This window comes from Chryseolinea lacunae (assembly GCF_016735595.1).
Classification (GTDB): domain Bacteria; phylum Bacteroidota; class Bacteroidia; order Cytophagales; family Cyclobacteriaceae; genus Chryseolinea; species Chryseolinea lacunae.
Map to the genome: position 1 here is coordinate 83282 of NZ_JAERRB010000016.1, position 17006 is coordinate 100287.

14 protein-coding genes are annotated in these 17006 nt (G+C 50.9%); 8 read left to right on the plus strand and 6 right to left on the minus strand.

Annotated features, from left to right (window positions below):
• Positions 1 to 25 precede the first annotated feature (25 nt).
• Complete coding sequence (locus JI741_RS29575) at positions 26 to 1471, plus strand: alpha-L-fucosidase (protein WP_202015847.1); 1446 nt, start codon at positions 26 to 28, stop codon at positions 1469 to 1471.
• A 230-nt stretch (positions 1472 to 1701) separates the two neighbouring features.
• On the opposite strand, the gene JI741_RS29580 is transcribed toward JI741_RS29575, so the two are convergent.
• Entirely contained in the window at positions 1702 to 2310 is a 609-nt protein-coding gene (locus JI741_RS29580) for an arylesterase (protein WP_202015849.1), read from the minus strand.
• A gap of 90 nt (positions 2311 to 2400) precedes the next feature.
• Here JI741_RS29580 and JI741_RS29585 point away from each other — a divergent pair, with 90 nt between their 5' ends.
• The 4 genes from JI741_RS29585 (at position 2401) to JI741_RS29600 (ending at position 9037) form a co-directional block, all read left to right on the plus strand.
• Complete coding sequence (locus tag JI741_RS29585) at positions 2401 to 3093, plus strand: ABC transporter ATP-binding protein (RefSeq protein WP_202015851.1); 693 nt, start codon at positions 2401 to 2403, stop codon at positions 3091 to 3093.
• Between the two features lie 33 nt (positions 3094 to 3126).
• Positions 3127 to 5694 (plus strand): ABC transporter permease, encoded by a 2568-nt coding sequence (locus tag JI741_RS29590; RefSeq protein ID WP_202015853.1) that lies wholly within the window; start codon positions 3127 to 3129, stop codon positions 5692 to 5694.
• Positions 5695 to 5828: 134 nt separating this feature from the next.
• Positions 5829 to 7703: an ABC-F family ATP-binding cassette domain-containing protein gene (locus JI741_RS29595; protein ID WP_202015854.1), complete on the plus strand. Its 1875-nt coding sequence runs from the start codon at positions 5829 to 5831 to the stop codon at positions 7701 to 7703.
• 185 nt (positions 7704 to 7888) lie between these two features.
• Complete coding sequence (locus JI741_RS29600; protein ID WP_236676335.1) at positions 7889 to 9037, plus strand: FG-GAP repeat domain-containing protein; 1149 nt, start codon at positions 7889 to 7891, stop codon at positions 9035 to 9037.
• A gap of 24 nt (positions 9038 to 9061) precedes the next feature.
• On the opposite strand, the gene JI741_RS29605 is transcribed toward JI741_RS29600, so the two are convergent.
• Complete coding sequence (locus JI741_RS29605; protein WP_202015855.1) at positions 9062 to 10510, minus strand: amino acid permease; 1449 nt, start codon at positions 10508 to 10510, stop codon at positions 9062 to 9064.
• Between the two features lie 212 nt (positions 10511 to 10722).
• On the opposite strand from JI741_RS29605, the gene JI741_RS29610 reads away from it, so the two are divergent.
• The 3 genes from JI741_RS29610 to JI741_RS29620 all read left to right on the plus strand — a co-directional run bounded on the left by JI741_RS29610 (position 10723) and on the right by JI741_RS29620 (position 13106).
• Positions 10723 to 11079: a DUF6958 family protein gene (locus JI741_RS29610; protein ID WP_202015856.1), complete on the plus strand. Its 357-nt coding sequence runs from the start codon at positions 10723 to 10725 to the stop codon at positions 11077 to 11079.
• Positions 11080 to 11225: 146 nt separating this feature from the next.
• Positions 11226 to 12140, plus strand: coding sequence for an alpha/beta hydrolase (locus tag JI741_RS29615; protein WP_236676336.1), 915 nt, complete (start codon positions 11226 to 11228; stop codon positions 12138 to 12140).
• 18 nt (positions 12141 to 12158) lie between these two features.
• A complete protein-coding gene (locus JI741_RS29620) occupies positions 12159 to 13106 on the plus strand; it encodes a D-2-hydroxyacid dehydrogenase (protein WP_202015857.1) in 948 nt (315 codons plus the stop codon).
• A 14-nt stretch (positions 13107 to 13120) separates the two neighbouring features.
• Here JI741_RS29620 and JI741_RS29625 read toward each other — a convergent pair whose 3' ends face one another.
• The 4 genes from JI741_RS29625 to JI741_RS29640 form a co-directional block, all read right to left on the minus strand.
• Positions 13121 to 14446, minus strand: coding sequence for a GntP family permease (locus JI741_RS29625; RefSeq protein WP_202015858.1), 1326 nt, complete (start codon positions 14444 to 14446; stop codon positions 13121 to 13123).
• A gap of 138 nt (positions 14447 to 14584) precedes the next feature.
• Positions 14585 to 15253, minus strand: a complete 669-nt coding sequence (locus JI741_RS29630; RefSeq protein WP_202015859.1) for an NUMOD4 domain-containing protein — start codon at positions 15251 to 15253, stop codon at positions 14585 to 14587.
• 158 nt (positions 15254 to 15411) lie between these two features.
• On the minus strand, positions 15412 to 15741 hold the full coding sequence (locus JI741_RS29635; protein ID WP_202015861.1) for a hypothetical protein: 330 nt from the start codon (positions 15739 to 15741) through the stop codon (positions 15412 to 15414).
• A gap of 28 nt (positions 15742 to 15769) precedes the next feature.
• The gene (locus JI741_RS29640; RefSeq protein WP_202015863.1) at positions 15770 to 16792 is read right to left on the minus strand and encodes a hypothetical protein; all 1023 of its coding nucleotides are present in this window, start codon (positions 16790 to 16792) and stop codon (positions 15770 to 15772) included.
• Positions 16793 to 17006: the final 214 nt, after the last annotated feature.

Consider the following 17006-nt stretch of genomic DNA (forward strand, 5'->3'; position numbering starts at 1 on the left):
ATTGCAGCTAAATAAAATATACAGTATGAGAAAAATGCTACCCTTATTGTTGCTGTTGACAGGTTTAGTTTCTGTGAACGCGCAAACGGTTTATCAACCCACGTGGGAATCGTTGAAGCAGTATCAATGCCCGGAATGGTTTCGCGATGCCAAGTTTGGAATTTTTATTCACTGGGGTGTCTATTCCGTGCCCGCCGTGTATAACGAATGGTATGCGCGCAACATGTATGTGAAAGACACCGATGAATTTAAATACCACATTGGTAAATATGGATCGCAAGCCAAGTTCGGGTATAAAGATTTTATCCCGATGTTCAAGGCGGAGAAATTTAACGCCGATGAATGGGTGAGCATCTTCAAACGCTCGGGTGCCAAATACATCGTGCCCGTGGCCGAGCACCACGATGGCTTTGCGATGTATAACACGGCGTTGTCGCATTGGAATGCGGTTGAGATGGGACCCAAGCGCGACATCATCGGCGAATTGTCGGTGGCGGCACGAAAACAAAATCTGATCTTTGGCCTTTCGTCTCACCGCATCGAACACTGGTGGTTCATGAACGGTGGCACACGCTACGACTCCGACGTGCGCGATCCGGCGTTCAAGGATTTTTATGGACCTGCCCGCGAAGAGAGCGACACGCCCTCGCCCGAATACATGAACGATTGGCTGCTGCGGAATGTGGAACTGGTCGACAAATACAATCCACAACTTTTCTGGTTTGACTGGTGGATAGAACAACCGGCAATGGACCCCTACCGGAAGTCGTTTGCTGCTTACTACTACAACAAGGGCAATGCATGGAACAAGGGTGTGGTGATAAACTATAAGAACAATGCCTATCCCGAAGGCACGGCGGTATACGACATCGAGCGCGGCAGCAGCAAGGCCACACGCAAGTTTCCGTGGCAGACCGACACGTCTATCGGAAAAAAATCGTGGGGATACATTGAAGGTGAAGAGAACAAGGACGCCAATGAACTGATCGACGCCCTCATCGACATTGTGAGCAAGAATGGAAACCTGTTGCTCAACATCGGCCCGCGCGCCGATGGCACAATCACCGAAGGCCAGCAGAAAGTGTTGCTCGACATGGGCCAATGGCTTGAGGTGAACGGCGAAGCGATCTTTGAAACACGTCCCTGGAAACTATCGGGCGAAGGCCCAACCGAAAATCCGGACGAGCATGTACAATTCAATGAGTATGCCTTTAAGGGCTATACCCCAAGCGACATTCGCTTCACCGAAAAGAACGGAACGTTATACCTGCTTGTGATGGGCGTGCCACAAAAAAACATTGTCGCCAAGGCGCTGGGACAAGCAGCAAAAAATGGAATCGTTAAAACCATTGAACTGCTGGGGAGCAAGGAGACCGTGACCTGGAAACAAGCCGATGCAGCGTTGACGATTGTACCGGCAAAGACCTATGGCACAACGCATGCGGTGGTGTACAGAATTCAGTTTCGATGATCCGGAACAACAAGACCTCAACCCGGTGACGCGAGTTTCACCGGTTGATTGGGTTATAATTCGTTTGGTAAAAAATCCCCTTTGGAAACGAAGGGGATTTTCTTTTGCGCGCCGCGTGAAGGATGGTAGCGAAAAGCCCGAAGTGCGGTTGGTTTTGGGGCGACGGACTTGTAGCGGACAGCCTGGCCCACCGCCAACTGGCGGAGGGGCACGCCCACATACATTTCGCCTTAGAGCAATGGCTCGAGCACTTTCAGCACCGTGTTCGCGACAATTTTATGTCCTTCCACATTGGGGTGGATGCCGTCGGGGTTGTTGAGTTTTTCGTTGCCGGCCACGTCCTGGAGCAGGAATGGGATGAGCGCGGCGTTGTTTTTCTTGGCCAACGCGGGAAATATTTTTTGAAACTTGGTGGTGTAGTCAGGGCCCATGTTGGGCGGCACCATCATGCCAGCCACCACGATTTTGACGGCCGGATTTTTTGTTTTGACTTTGTCGATGATGGCCTGCAGGTTCTTCTGGGTTTGGTCGAGCGGTAATCCCCGGAGGCCATCGTTGGCGCCGAGTTCGAGCACAAAAACGTCTACGGGCTGGCGTAGCACCCAATCCAGACGGCTGATGCCCCCTGCCGAAGTTTCGCCACTGAGGCCTGCATTGATGACTTTGACGGACTTGCCTTTTTCGGTGAGTTTCTTTTGGATGATGGCCGGAAAGGCTTCTTCGACCGACAGACCGTTGCCAGCGGTGAGGCTGTCGCCATAAAAAAGAATAACTTTAGCAGGGGGAGCGGCCGAAAAGAGGGCCAGCAATGAAATAATCAGTAGCTTTTTTACGACCATATTTGTGAAACTCCGGTGGGTTTCCGTTTAAAAGTGAAACAATTTTAGCCTAATAACGCTTAACAACCAGTATTTGATCCAACAAAAATCATGTCAATCATCCTTCACGCCGAGCATTTAACAAAAGTTTATAAGTCTGTGGACCGCGAGCTGACCGTGCTCGACAACGTTTCGTTTTCCGTGAACCAGGGCGATTCGATGGCCATCATCGGTCCCTCGGGCAGCGGCAAGACAACACTGCTGGGCCTGTGCGCCGGGCTGGACACGCCCTCTTCGGGCACCATTTCGGTGATGGGCTTCAAGCTCAACGCCATGAGCGAAGACGATCGCGCCTACCTGCGCAACCAGTATGTTGGGTTTGTGTTTCAGAATTTCCAGTTGCTCTCCACGCTCACGGCACTCGAAAACGTGATGGTGCCGCTGGAGCTCCGCGGTGTGCGCGATGTGGCACCCAAGGCAAAAGAATTATTAGGCAGGGTTGGGTTGGCCGACCGCTCACATCACTACCCGGCGCAACTGTCTGGTGGTGAGCAACAGCGTGTAGCCCTGGCCCGTGCCTTCATGACCGATCCGAAAATATTATTTGCCGACGAACCTACGGGCAACCTCGACGAAGAAAATGCACGCATTGTGACCGACCTGTTGTTCACAATGAACAAAGAAAACGCGACCACGCTGGTGCTGGTGACGCACAACCTGGAACTGGCCCAGCGCACCCAGCGGATTTTGCGCATGCGCGGCGGCAAGCTGGTGGAAGAAATTCACCAGGTGCAAACGGTTTGATTCACGGTTCCTTAGACTTTCTATTTCGCCTCCATGATCGAGTATATCATTAAACTGAAACGCGACACGCGTTCTATCTTCAGAGACCGCTGGGTTTGGCTGATGGCCTGGCGCGACGCAAGGCATAACTTCTCGCGCCTCCTGCTGTTCACGGCGTCGCTGGTGACGGGTATAGCCGCCGTTGTGGCGCTGGACTCTTTCAATCACACCCTGCAAAACGACATCGATCGCAATGCAAAAGAACTGATCGGTGCCGACCTGGTAGTGAACGGCGACAAGAAATTTGACGGCAAAATCATGGCCGCGTTCGACTCCACAAAACTGGAACAAGCCAGCGAAGCCGACATGGCCTCAATGGTATTGTTTCTGAACAACGGCCAGTCGCGGTTGATACGCCTCGTGGCCCTGGACGGACCTTTTCCATTCTACGGAAACATCCAGACAAAACCAGCCGACACCTACGACAAGGTGAAAACCGGAAACTTCGCGATGATGGACGAAACGCTGGCCAGCCAATATGAAGTGAGCTCAGGCGATTCGATCCGCATTGGACAGAGCGTGTTTTCGGTGGCGGGAGTGGTCACGGAAATTCCTGGCGGCGGGGGCATCATGGCGTCGTTCACACCGTCGGTCTACATTTCGATGAAGAATCTAGACTCCACAAAGTTGGTGCAATATGGAAGTCGTGTGAACTACAAACGGTTCTTCAAAACGCATACGGAAGCCGAGACAGAGACGATCATTAAACAACTCGACCCGGTCATCAAGAAAGCAGGCTATTCCTATGAAACTGTGCAACGACGCAAGGAGGGATTAGGCCAGGGCTTCTTGTCCATCTATCGTTTTTTTTCATTGCTGGCCTTTGTCGCCTTGATTTTGGGTTGCATTGGTGTGGCCAGTTCGGTGCACATCTATGCGCGCGAGAAGCGTGAAGAGGTGGCTGTGCTGCGGTGCGTAGGATCGTCGGGATGGCAGGCGTTTAATATTTATTTCATCCAGATTTTTGTGCTGGGTATTTTGGGAAGCATTGTGGGCTCGTGCATTGGTGTGGGCATTCAACAGATACTACCTTATTTTCTGAAGGGCATCATTCCGTTCGAAGTAGGCTTCTCGCTGTCGTGGCCGTCGTTGGTGATGGGGCTGGTGATTGGCACACTGGTGTCGGTGTTGTTCTCCATACTGCCGCTCATATCGGTGCGCTTTGTGCCGCCGCTCACGGTGTTGCGCACGGCCTCTGAAGCCGCCGGCAAGTTTTCGAAGACACGCATCGTGACGCTCGTCCTGATCGCGATTTTCCCAATGGCCTTTGCGGCCTATCAAACCAAAAATATGTTGACGGGACTTTTCTTTTTCCTGGGCCTGGTGGCCGCGTTGGCGTGCCTGACGGCAGTAGCGATGGCGTTGTTGTTTCTGGTCCGGAAATTTTTTCCCGAACGCGCCGGGTTCATCCTGCGGCATTCATTGTCCAGCCTGTTCCGTCCCAATAACCAAACACGCGTGCTCATGGTGACCATTGGATTGGGGGCGTTCATCATTTCCATCCTCAACATCGTGGAGCAAAGCATGCTGGGACAGGTGGAGTTTACAGGACAGGAAAATCAATCGAACACCATTCTCTTCGACATACAACCCCAGCAAAAAGACGGTGTGTTGAAGTTGATGGAAGACAATAAATTGAAAGTGAACCAGGTGGTTCCCATCATCACGTGCCGCCTCAGCGAACTAAAAGGCAAGTCCACAGAAGTGTTGCAAACCGACACCACCGACAAGATTCCCAACTGGGCGCTCACCCGCGAATATCGCGTGACCTATCGCGACAGCCTTACACACTCCGAAGAATTGATAAAGGGAGAGCTTCAACATAAAAAGCAAGGCAACGATTCGATATGGGTCACGATATCTGAAGGCATGGAAGAATCGCTCGACGTGACGCTGAACGACTCGCTTGTGTTCGACGTGCAGGGCGTGCTCATGAAAGTGCGCATCGCAGGCATCCGCAAAGTGGACTGGCCGAAAGATCCACCCAACTTCATCTTTGTGTTTCCCAAGGGCGTGTTGGAAAATGCACCGCAGATTTTTGTGACGGCCACGCGCATCAACGAACAGCAACAGGCCAACGCCTTTCAGCAGCAGTTGGTGATGCAATACCCCAACGTGTCGCTCATAGACCTTCGCCTGATTTTGAGTACGGTAAATGGCCTGTTCGACAAGCTTGGGTTGGTGATTCGTTTCCTGGCGTTGTTCAGCATCATCACGGGGTTGATTGTGCTGGCCGGCGCGGTGGTGAACAGCAAGTTCCTGCGCATTCGCGAAAACGTGTTGTTGCGCACCATCGGCGCCCGCACATGGCAAATCACAAAAATCACGCTCATCGAATATGCCTGGCTTGGGTTGTTCTCTGCTTTGACGGGCATGATTCTGTCGCTGGGCGCGGGCTGGCTATTGACAAAATTTTTCTTCGAAATCACGTTTGCCTTCGACTGGCTTGAGCTTTCCATCATTGCCTTTGGCGTCGTTTTTCTGACGGTGGCCATCGGATGGTTCAATTCGCGCGAGGTAATCAACACGCCGCCGCTGCAGGTGTTGCGAAAGGAAGGGTGAAATCGAATGCAAAGGGCTTTGCAGCAGATCGGGGCCAGCCTAAACCGGCGCCTCGATTTAACTGCCCCAAAGCTGGCGCGGCCTTAGAATCTTTGGGCTTTAACTGTTAGCTTTGCCCCCTAAATCATAAAGTCTTGAACTATCTTTCTGCAGAGCTGATTGCCAAAACGTATAATGACCGTTGGTTATTCAAAGAAGTGTCGGTGGGCATATCCCAGGGCGAAAAGCTGGCCCTGGTGGGGAATAACGGCGTGGGCAAGTCAACCCTGCTCCGCATCCTGACCGGCGAAATCCAACCCGATGCCGGCAAAGTGAGCGTCCGCAATGGCATTCGCCTGGGCTTCCTCACCCAGCAACCGTCCGTCGACGGCCAGCTCACTGTGAAAGACGTGCTCTTCAGCGACAGCAACGAAGTGGCTAAAGTGGTGAAAGAGTATGAAGACTGCATTCATCATCCCGACACCTCGCCCGAACGCATGCAGGCCGTGCTCGAAAAAATGGAAGAGCTGAAGGCGTGGGACTATGAAAACAAGGTGCACGAAATCATCGAAAAGCTCGGCGTGCCCGACATCGATAAAAAATTCGGAGAACTGAGCGGCGGTCAAAAGAAACGTATATTCCTCGCGCAACTGCTGTTGCTCGAACCCGATCTCATCATCATGGATGAGCCCACCAACCACCTTGACCTCACGGCCATTGAGTGGCTTGAAAATTATTTGTCGGGCCAGAACATCACCCTTATCATGGTGACCCACGATCGTTACTTCCTCGACAACGTAGCAACTGAAATCATTGAACTCGACCGCGGCCAGCTGTTCCGATACAAGGGCAAGTATGCATACTTCCTCGAAAAGAAAGCCGAACGCGAAGAGATATTGAAAGTGGAAGTGACCAAAGCACGCAACCTCCTGAAGAAAGAACTGGAGTGGATGCGTCGCCAGCCTCGCGCCCGCGGAACTAAATCGAAATATCGTGTTGAAGCCTACTACGAATTGGAGAAGAAGGCCTCACAGGATTTGAAAAAAGACAAACTGGAACTCGACATCAAGGAAGCGCGCCAGGGCGGCAAGATTTTGGAAGTGGAGCACATGGCCAAGAAGTATGGCACACTCCCCATCGTGAACGATTTTTCGTATGTGTTCAAGAAGTCTGACCGCATAGGCGTGGTGGGCAAAAACGGCATTGGCAAGTCCACATTCCTCGACATGCTGATTGGCAAACAAAAACCCGACAGTGGAGAAGTGATGCCGGGGCTCACGACAAAGTTTGGATACTTCACACAGGAATCTATCGCCCTCAATCCGGCCAACCGGTTGATTGAAGAAGTGAAAGAGATTGCCGAATTCATCACGCTGGCCGATGGCTCAACCGTGTCGGCCTCAAAGTTCCTCGACATCTTTTTGTTCCCGCCCGAGAAACAATATAACTACATCAACAAACTGAGTGGGGGAGAAAAGAAACGCCTGCAGCTGTTGAAACTGTTGGTGACCAATCCCAACTTCCTCATCCTCGATGAGCCTACCAACGATTTTGACATTGACACATTGAACGTGTTGGAAGACTTCCTGGAGAAATTTTCAGGATGCCTTTTGTTGGTAAGTCACGATCGTTATTTCATGGATCACCTGGTGGATCAACTTTTTGTTTTCGAAGGTGATGGCAAGATAAGACTCTTCAACGGCAACTACTCCGACTATCGCGATTGGCTGGAAGATCAGCAAGCCGCCGCTCCGGATGCGAAACCGGCAAAGATTGAAGCCCCTGAACCAGCACCGGTTGTTACAACCGAAAAGAAAAAGGCCACCTTCAAGGAAAAGCAGGAGTATGAAAAACTGCAACAGGAAATTGAAGCGCTGGAAAAGAAAAAAGACAGCATCAACGCCCAGCTAAACGCCGGAAGCAACGACCACCAGCAATTGATTCAATGGGGCGAAGAGCTCCAGAAGACCATCGACAGCATTGAAGCAAAAACCTTTCGCTGGCTGGAGTTGGCAGAGATCATGGGATAAGAAATACAGACACGCAGGTGTTAGGAAAGGCAACGACGCGATCGTTGCCTTTTTTTGTTATAGACAGGGATGAATTATGCGAACGGACGTATGAAGGGTTGGCAACTGTTGATTTGACGGAACGTCTTCCTAAATTGTCTGTGACAGGATCGGCACGATCGGTGCCTTTAAAAATGTTTATGCTTATGAAGACAACGTCATCCATTCTTTTTATGCTGGTGTGCGCCGGATCAATGAACGCCCAACCTGGTTCAAAGCCCCCGGCCACCGCGGCGTTGCGTTTTCATAGGGTGCAGATTGCTTCTGAAAATTTTGAGTCGGCCGAAGTATTCGACGTCAACAACGACGGCCAACCCGATATTGTGTCGGGAAGCTATTGGTATAAGGGCCCTGCGTTCAAGCAAAAATTCTTCATTGGCGATGTGAGACGCGAAGGAGAATACTACGATGACTTCTCCACCATTCCCGTGGATGTGAACGAAGACGGCAAAATGGATTTTGTGACCGGTGGTTGGTGGGGCAACAACATTCGCTGGCGCGAGAACCCCGGCAACGAAGGCCCTTGGACAGAACACTCCATTGCCACCACCGGCAACGTTGAAACAACACGCGCTTGGGATGTGGACGGCGACGGCATCCTCGAACTGGTGCCCAACACACCGGGAAAACCGCTGGTCTATTATCAGAAACAAAAAGGGACAACAACATTCACAGGCCACAAAGTAGTAGACGAGCACGGTCATGGCCTCGGCTTTGGCGACGTGAACGGCGACGGCCGTGGTGACTTTGTCATCAGCACAGGTTGGGTTGAAGCTCCCGCCACCAAGGGAGGCACGTGGACGCTGCACAAAGAGTTCGACCTGACCCATGCAAGCATACCCATCCTGGTGACAGACGTGAACCACGATGGTCGCAGCGACTTGGTGGTGGGCCATGGTCATGACTACGGTCTGTTGTGGTACGAACAGAAATTGGAAAAGGGCATCCGGAAATGGATCGAACATCCCATAGACTTACTCAACTCACAATACCACACCATGCTGTGGACCGACCTCGACAACGATGGCCGTAACGAACTGGTTACCGGCAAACGCTACCGTGCGCACAACGAAAAAGATCCCGGCTCGTTCGACGATCTTGGTCTCTATTATTTTGTGTGGAATGGTGAAAACTTCACCAAGCAAGTGATAAGCTACGGACCGTTTGGCGAAGGCAAAGGCACGGGAAATTATTTTGCCGCCGCCGATGTGGATGCCAATGGATGGAAAGATATTGTAGTGGCCGGAAAGGAAGGCCTCTTCGTGTTCTACAACCAGGGTTGGAAAGACAAGTGATAGTGAATGGTTAGTCGTCCCCGATTAATCTTTCGGCTGTGCGTTGCCAAGCTGGCTGTTCTTCTTTCCATAAAAGAAATAGATCGCCAACCCGATGGCCAGCCAAACCACTAGGCGGATCCACGTGTCGCGTGGCAAAGAAACCATCATGGCCACACAAGTGATGATGCCCAGTATAGGAACAACCGGAACCCACGGGGTGCGGAAGGCGCGCGGCAACTCCGGCTGACGATAGCGCAGAATGATGATGCCCAGACAAACCATGATGAACGCGAGCAACGTGCCAATGCTGGTCATCTCACCCACCACACGAATGGGTACAAAGCCGGCAAACAAACTGATGAAGGCTCCAAGAATGATATTGCCTTTGTAGGGCGTTTGAAATTTGGGATGCACTTCCGAAAATAATTTGGGCAACAAACCATCGCGGCTCATAGAGAAGAACACACGCGACTGCCCCAGCAAGTCCACAAGGATCACAGACGTATAGCCAATGATGATGGCCAGAATAATGGCCTGGCTCATCCAGGCATAGGGCGTGTTCTCAATGGCAATAGCAACCGGCGCAGCGCTGTCTTTAAAGGCCGTGTAATGCGCAAGCCCCGTCATCACAAAACTAAACAACCCAAACAGCAACGTGCAAATCACCAGCGAGCCAATGATGCCGATGGGCATATTGCGCTGTGGGTTCTTCGCTTCCTGCGCCATGGTAGCCACAATGTCGAATCCGATAAAAACAAAAAACACCACACCCGCGCCGCGGAAAATTCCGCTGATGCCAAACTCACCAAAGGTGCCGGTGTTAGCGGGAATGTAGGGCACATAGTTATCGGGATTGATGTATGCCCATCCTAAAGCAATGAACACGATCACCACGCCGATCTTTAACGAGACCACAATGATGTTAAACAAAGCCGATCCCTTCGTGCCCCGAATGATGAGGGCCGTGATGAAAATGATGACGAGCACGGCAGGCACATTGATCCAGCCATTCACCACACTGCCGTCGGCAAGCGTCACGGTTTCGAAGGGAGAATGCACGAGCTGTGCCGGGAAGTAAAGATTATATTTGGCCAGAAAGCGCACCAGGTATTGCGACCAGCTGATGGCCACCGTGGCGGCACCAACAGAATATTCAAGTACGAGATCCCACCCGATGATCCAGGCAAACAATTCGCCGAGCGTGGCATACGAATACGTGTAGGCGCTTCCTGCCACGGGCACCATAGACGCAAATTCAGCATAACAAAGAGCACTGAAGGCGCAGCCCACCGCCGCAATGATGAACGACAACGTCACGGCCGGACCGGCGTGGTTGGCGGCGGCAATGCCCGTGAGCGAGAACAACCCTGCACCAATAATCACCCCAATGCCAATGGCAATGAGGTTCACCGGGCCAAGGCTCCGTTTCAAGGTTGATGTTCCCGTTTCGGCAGCCTCGCGCTGCAAGAGTTCAATGGATTTCCGGATCATGACGCTACAAATACCCCGTATTAGAAGGGATGCAAAAATAGTCTATAAGCTTGATAGACTTGAATCATTTCTTGCAATAGTTAGGGCAAAAACAGCAAAAACTATCACACGTCGCAACACCATACAGGTAGGTACAGGATGAAGTAAATTTCTTTAAAAAGCATATTTGATTTATAAAGTCTCGCCATACTGCGGGCTCATAAAATTTAACTATGGAAATCGACTCGATTGAGCTATTTCGTTCGGGTGGAAAGCGGGGAGCCACAATCGCCCGGAAGCACTACGCGGAGGTTGTTCAGCTCATCCTGGCCCGGATCGCCACCACCGACGACGGTGCCGTGCCGCTGTCCGACCTGATCGAACATGCACAACACAAGCTCCTCTTTGGAGGCGATATTCCCTGGTATCTCATCAACGTTAAGCAAGACCTGGAGGAAAGAGGCATCCTGAAAACCCATTGGGATCATCTGCGCATGCCCTACATCCGCCTTGGCGGACACTACAAGAAAAACATGGCGCAATGGAAGCGCGTCACGCAGATCGAATTTCCGCCGGCGTCAACGTCCTGAAGCAAGCATCACCATTAAAAATGATACCCATCGCGCGGAGAAACATTGTGCGTCACCGATCAAGGTCTGCGTTTACCGCCCATTGCCGTCGAGGTGAAAAGTGTTTTCGATTTTTTTATATTACCATCTAAATCAACAAAACGAAAATGAAGCACAGCCTGCTAATGCTTTTCCTGCTTATGACGCTGCATTCCTTTGGACAACGAATAATGCCCCTCTATGAAGGCGCGATCCCCAACAGCAAGCCCACAAAAGACGTGGAGAAAACCTCGATGAGTGGCGACATAAAAGTGGTCGATCATATCTCCATCCCAACCCTCACGATTTATTTGCCCGACGAAAGAATCGCGACCGGCACGGCCGTTATCATTTTTCCGGGTGGCGGCTATTGGGTTAACGCCATAGCACACGAGGGAACAGACGTGGCGCGAAAATTCACCGACGTGGGTGTAGCGGCGGTGGTGGTGAAATACAGAATCCCCAGCGACGAAACCATGGTGAATCGCGAAATCGGCCCACTTCAGGATGCACAGCAAGCCATGATCGTGGTGCGTCAACACGCCGACGAATGGAAGATAGATTCACACCGCATTGGCATCATGGGTTTTTCAGCCGGCGGCCACCTTGCATCCACCGCAGGAACACATTTTGAAAATCCCGTCGTAGACAATCCAGCCAAGGTCAGCCTGCGTCCTGATTTTATGATTCTTGGTTATCCCGTGGTCAGCTTTCAGGACAGCATTTGCCATCGCGGCTCCCGCGAACAATTGATTGGTAAAACGCCGACAAAGGAAAAAATAGATTTCTATTCCAACGAACTGCAAGTAACCGCCAGAACGCCGCCCACGTTTCTCGTCCATGCCAGCGACGATCAGGTTGTCGTTCCTCAGAACAGCATTGTGTTCTATGAATACCTCCTTCGTCATAAGGTGCCCGCCGAATTGCACATCTACGAAAAAGGCGGACACGGTTTTGGCCTCAACAACAAAACCACAGTCGATCTTTGGTTCGATCGTTGCAAAGCATGGATGTCTTCTAACGGCTGGCTGAATCCCAAATAGAAGTACATCGCCTTTTCTATGGAGATAGTAATAACTGACGGCCACACCCTCAACCCCGGCGACCTGGATTGGAAGGATATCCACGCGTTGGGAGAAGTGAAATACTACGACCGTACTGCCAAAACAGAAACCGTTTCGCGATGTGAAAAAGCAACGGTAATCATCACAAACAAAACCCCCATCGACGCCTCGGTGATTAACGCAGCGTCACAGTTGAAGGTCATCGCGGTAACCGCCACAGGGTATAATATTATTGATGTTGCTGCGGCAAGAGCAAAGGGCGTCGCCGTGTGCAACGTGCCGGGCTATGGCACAGACTCGGTGGCACAACATGCTATTGCATTGTTGTTGGAACTTACCAATCATGTGGGAGAGAATCAACGAAGTGTATTGCAAGGCGAATGGTCGTCGGCCACCGATTGGTGTTATTCTAAAAAGCCATTGATCGAATTGAGCGGCAAAACATTTGGTGTGGTTGGCTTTGGAAAAATTGGTCAACGCACAGCCCGTATCGCCGAAGCATTGGGCATGACGGTGATCTTTCACAACCCCACACCTCGTGCGTCGTCGTTTGCCCGGCAGGTCTCGCTGGAACAACTTTTTAAGGAGAGCGATTTTGTTTCGTTGCATTGTCCGCTCACGTCAAGCAATGAAGGTTTTGTGAACAAGGCCTTGCTGTCGGGCATGAAGTCTTCTTCCTTTCTGATCAACACGTCGCGAGGCCAACTCATCCAGGAAGCCGACCTGGCCCAAGCCTTGACGAATGGTGTACTGAAAGGCGCAGCACTCGACGTGCTCAGCACTGAGCCACCGCCCGCCAACCATCCACTAACGTCCCTTCCGCAATGCATCATCACACCCCACACGGCCTGGCTTAGTTTTGAGGCGCGCTCGCGGATATTAAACACCACGGTTGAAAACATAAAGCACTTCCTCGCGGGTTCGCCGCAACATGTGGTGTCATAAAATTCAGAGACAACTTAGAGTACAAGCGACATGATATATACCACCGTCAGTGTGGTAAGCCCCATCCATAGGGTGGCGATAGAATAGACACGGAGCATGGCGTTCATCGGAATGGCTTCGAATTTCGAGATCACCCAAAAGTAAGCGTCGTTAGCATGCGAAATCATCATTGAGCCACCACCCATGGCGAGCACGCTCAGCAGCCGACCCGTTTCCGTATCCAGCCCCAGGGCGGGCAACAAAGGTTCGACAATGGATGCGGCAGTGATGATGGCCACGGTAGACGAGCCCTGCGCCGTTTTCAAAAGAAAGGTCAGCAGGAAGGGAAACAGAATGCCAAGATGCTGAAGCGGCAACACCTCGCTAAAGTGCTCTCCGATCTTCATGGCGGCCAACACATGACCAAACGCACCACCCGCGCCAATGATAACGAGAATGCTTCCCGACTTTTCAACAGCCTCGTGTAGCCACAACGAAACCTTCGCCCGATCATTAGTTTCACGTTGAACAAAACAAAGCAGGATACCGATGAACAAGGCCAGTGATGGGTCACCAAAAAAAGAAAGAAGCTTCAACGGCACGGTGTTGGCATCCGGCGTAACAAGGAAAGATTTCAACGCAATGAGCACTAACGGAACAAACACAGGCGCGAACGACAGCGCGACGGAAGGTCCTTTGTGATGAGGCGTAACATCACGGTTTGAGTCGGGATGATCAATCTGGCTTCCTTTACCCGCATACACCGCCCACCAGTATCCGACCAGCATCGCGGGCAGTGCCACCACAACTCCGGTTAACAATAACCGTCCAAAATCAACGCCGATGATGCCCGCCGCGGCAGCAGCACCTGGATGTGGTGGAATGAGGCAGTGAACAGAATACAGCCCCGTGGCCAAACACACCGCAAGCGACGTGATGGTGAGGCCTGCCCTTCGTGCCAGCGATTGGTTGAGCCCGCTCAAAACGATGAACCCCGAGTCGCAGAAGATGGGCATGCCCACCACAAACCCTGTGAGACTCATGGCAAACGTAGCATGACGCGAGCCTACTTTCTCCAAAATGAAATTTGCCATCACCGTTGTCCTTCCCGTCTGTTCGAGCAACACGCCAAGGGTTGTGCCCAGCACGATGATGAACCCCAGCGATTTCATGATCTGCCCAAAGCCGTCTTTCATTACCGTGAGCACATCGGCCGGCGGCAGCCCGGCGCCCAGCCCCAAGGCCAGCGACACGATGAACAACGCAAAGAAGGGGTGGACTTTGAGCCGGGTGGTGAGAAACACGATGATAGCGATGCCGCCGAGCAACAGGATGATCTGAAAATAGAAGACGTGTGTCATGGTGCGAATGTGAGTACTTTAAAATAGAAGATACAATCGACATTTTGTGCATGACCGTTAAGGTTATTGCATAAAAAAAACTGGCGTAGCCGATTCCGGCTCGCCAGTTTTTTTTGTATTAGGATGAAATACTTCCCGTCAGGCGTAGCGCCATTTATACCCTTTTGTTTGGCGGTGCACGCCGCGCGCCACGAGAATGATCTCTTTCTGTCCACAGCCGGTTTTTTGAGAAGCTTCGCGAATACTTTCAAAATGCCCCATCAGTTTTCCGGCAATGGAGTATTGTTTCACGGCCAGACGACGGGTATAGCCGCCGTAGTTTTTCCATTGCGACCGGTCGGCTGTTTTTAAGTATGAATCGGCACGCTCGCGAATAAAAACACGTTGGCTCTTTTCGCTTTTGGTTACGAGTTTCAGATTTTTTACACTGTTGTTGTAGCCGTCGCCATCTTTGTTGATTACATACAAACCATCGTCTTCATAATGAATTTCGCGGACGAACGTATTGTAGATTACGCGGCGTGTATTAAAATAAAACTGCGTGCCCTCTTTCGACAACGATACGCGGAGATCAATCATCGGCTCGCCGGTTTTGATGTTCTTGTTTTTTGCGATGGACTGGCTTAGAACACGACCCGCAACAAACTGTTGCTTTAATCTCGGATGAGGTATAACGCGATCCACAGACTTTATCCTTCCCAGGCTTGAAGCCTTATAAAAACCTTCGAATCCGGGAATGTCTTTCCAACGTTCGCCTTTAATGTTGACAAGGGATTTGTCTAAGTAGGGGTATTTTTGCTTTGCCATAAATGTGATAGTGAAGTTTGAAGCTTATTAAAATGAATAGATACATCGGTGGGATCGTCGAAGACATTTATAGTCTGAGATAGAACCGGAATGCAACCTGATGACTTTTGATGTGAAGTAGAATACTGGTTTTCATAGGTATAGGATTTGGTTTTGGTTTAAAGGATTGTTGTGTTGTTGGTGGACGTTTTTGCTGAGCCGGTCCATTGGTAGTTGACGATTTCTATTTTTTTTCTGGTGTCGGTCGACACGGAGTGCTCAAGGATTTTCGTAGTGGATAACAGACCACATTTTTCATACAGACCCAATGTGCGCCGGGCTACAACGACGTTGATTTTTGTTCGCCATCGTAGCGACGACATAAGATGATCGATGGTGAAAGGCTCTTTGAATTTGAGGATGCTTTGTAAGCAAAGGATGCGTATGGGTGTGGCGCGTATTTTTTTACTCGTCAGTATTTCGTGTGGTACTAGCAGGTTTGTTTTCATAGACAGACTGTTGTTGTGCGGTGTTTTTTTAGAATTTGTTTATCCAGGCTTCCGGATAGGACGACCGCAGTTGCATGTATTTTTCCTGGATGCTGTCGGCGCTCACGTGACTTCCATATCCCACGAAGAAGAAGCCGCCACGAAACCCAATCTTGCGTACATCGTGCCCCAGAGCTTGTTGTGTTTCCACGAATTGATTTGCATTTGTTTCTTGTGTGAAGGAGCCAACAACGATGTGGTAGCCTGAAATATGTTCTTCAGAGGGCACAGTCGGTCGCGCAGTTTCCTCCGGAGCCGCCGCTGGGCTCGAAGCTGTTTCAGGCATTGGTTCAGGTAACTTTTGCTCGGCTGTTGTATTCGGAACAATATCAGCGGAGTCAGGAGAAAACACATGCATCGTTCCGGCGGTGACGGATTCATGTGTGACTTTGGGTGGCGTTATGTTGGTTCGCAGGATGAGGATGAGTGCTATGGAAGACAGCAAAAAGAGCAGCGTTGGCTTTTTGATTTTGGAGGAAGAAAGAAATTGTTTCGTCTTATCTTCTGGCGCAGGAGGAAGCACCTGTTGCGGAGCCAGTTCGTCACTCACTACGAAGTGTGGCGTAGCCGGTTTGGTATAGTCCGTTTCGAGATAAGGTGAATTGTCGTCCGGGGTTTCGCGCTCATAATGTTGATAAGAAACATCGGTGGGGTTCACCACAATGGTTGGAGAAGGGATGGGCGATCTCAACATGAAGTCCTTCTCAGACATTAGTTCCAGGCGGTTTTCAACAAGGCAGAACACGCCGATGTCGTCTATCTGAAATTTTCCATGCGTATGTACCCCTTGTTGAAGGTCGCTGATGAATTGGTCAATCAGCTGTTGCGCTTCCTCATGCGAGAGCATTTCCACCCGTGTGAGGTGATGAAGCAACAGTCCATCGTCATATTTAATAAACTGGTTGAAGAACAGCGCCTGAGAAAAGTCGTGCTGTCTGATGATAGCACCTAACGCAGGGATGTTGACCCGGCTGTTGTGTTTCAATAGTGAACGAAGAGCGTGAGTGATCATATTTTTTTATGACCCCCTTCTCAAATGAGAAGCCAAAGAAAACATTCGAATTTTCGCTGCAAATCAACTTTTGTTTTTTCGAGCCAACGATATTTCGTCGGCTCGTCGTTTTTTCGTTGGCTCTGGGGGCGCATGCTTTTGTGTCGGAAAAAGTAACCACACGTTCTGAAAACCACAGAATAGAGGGGGAGGCATAGTCGTGCCAAGTGGCCGA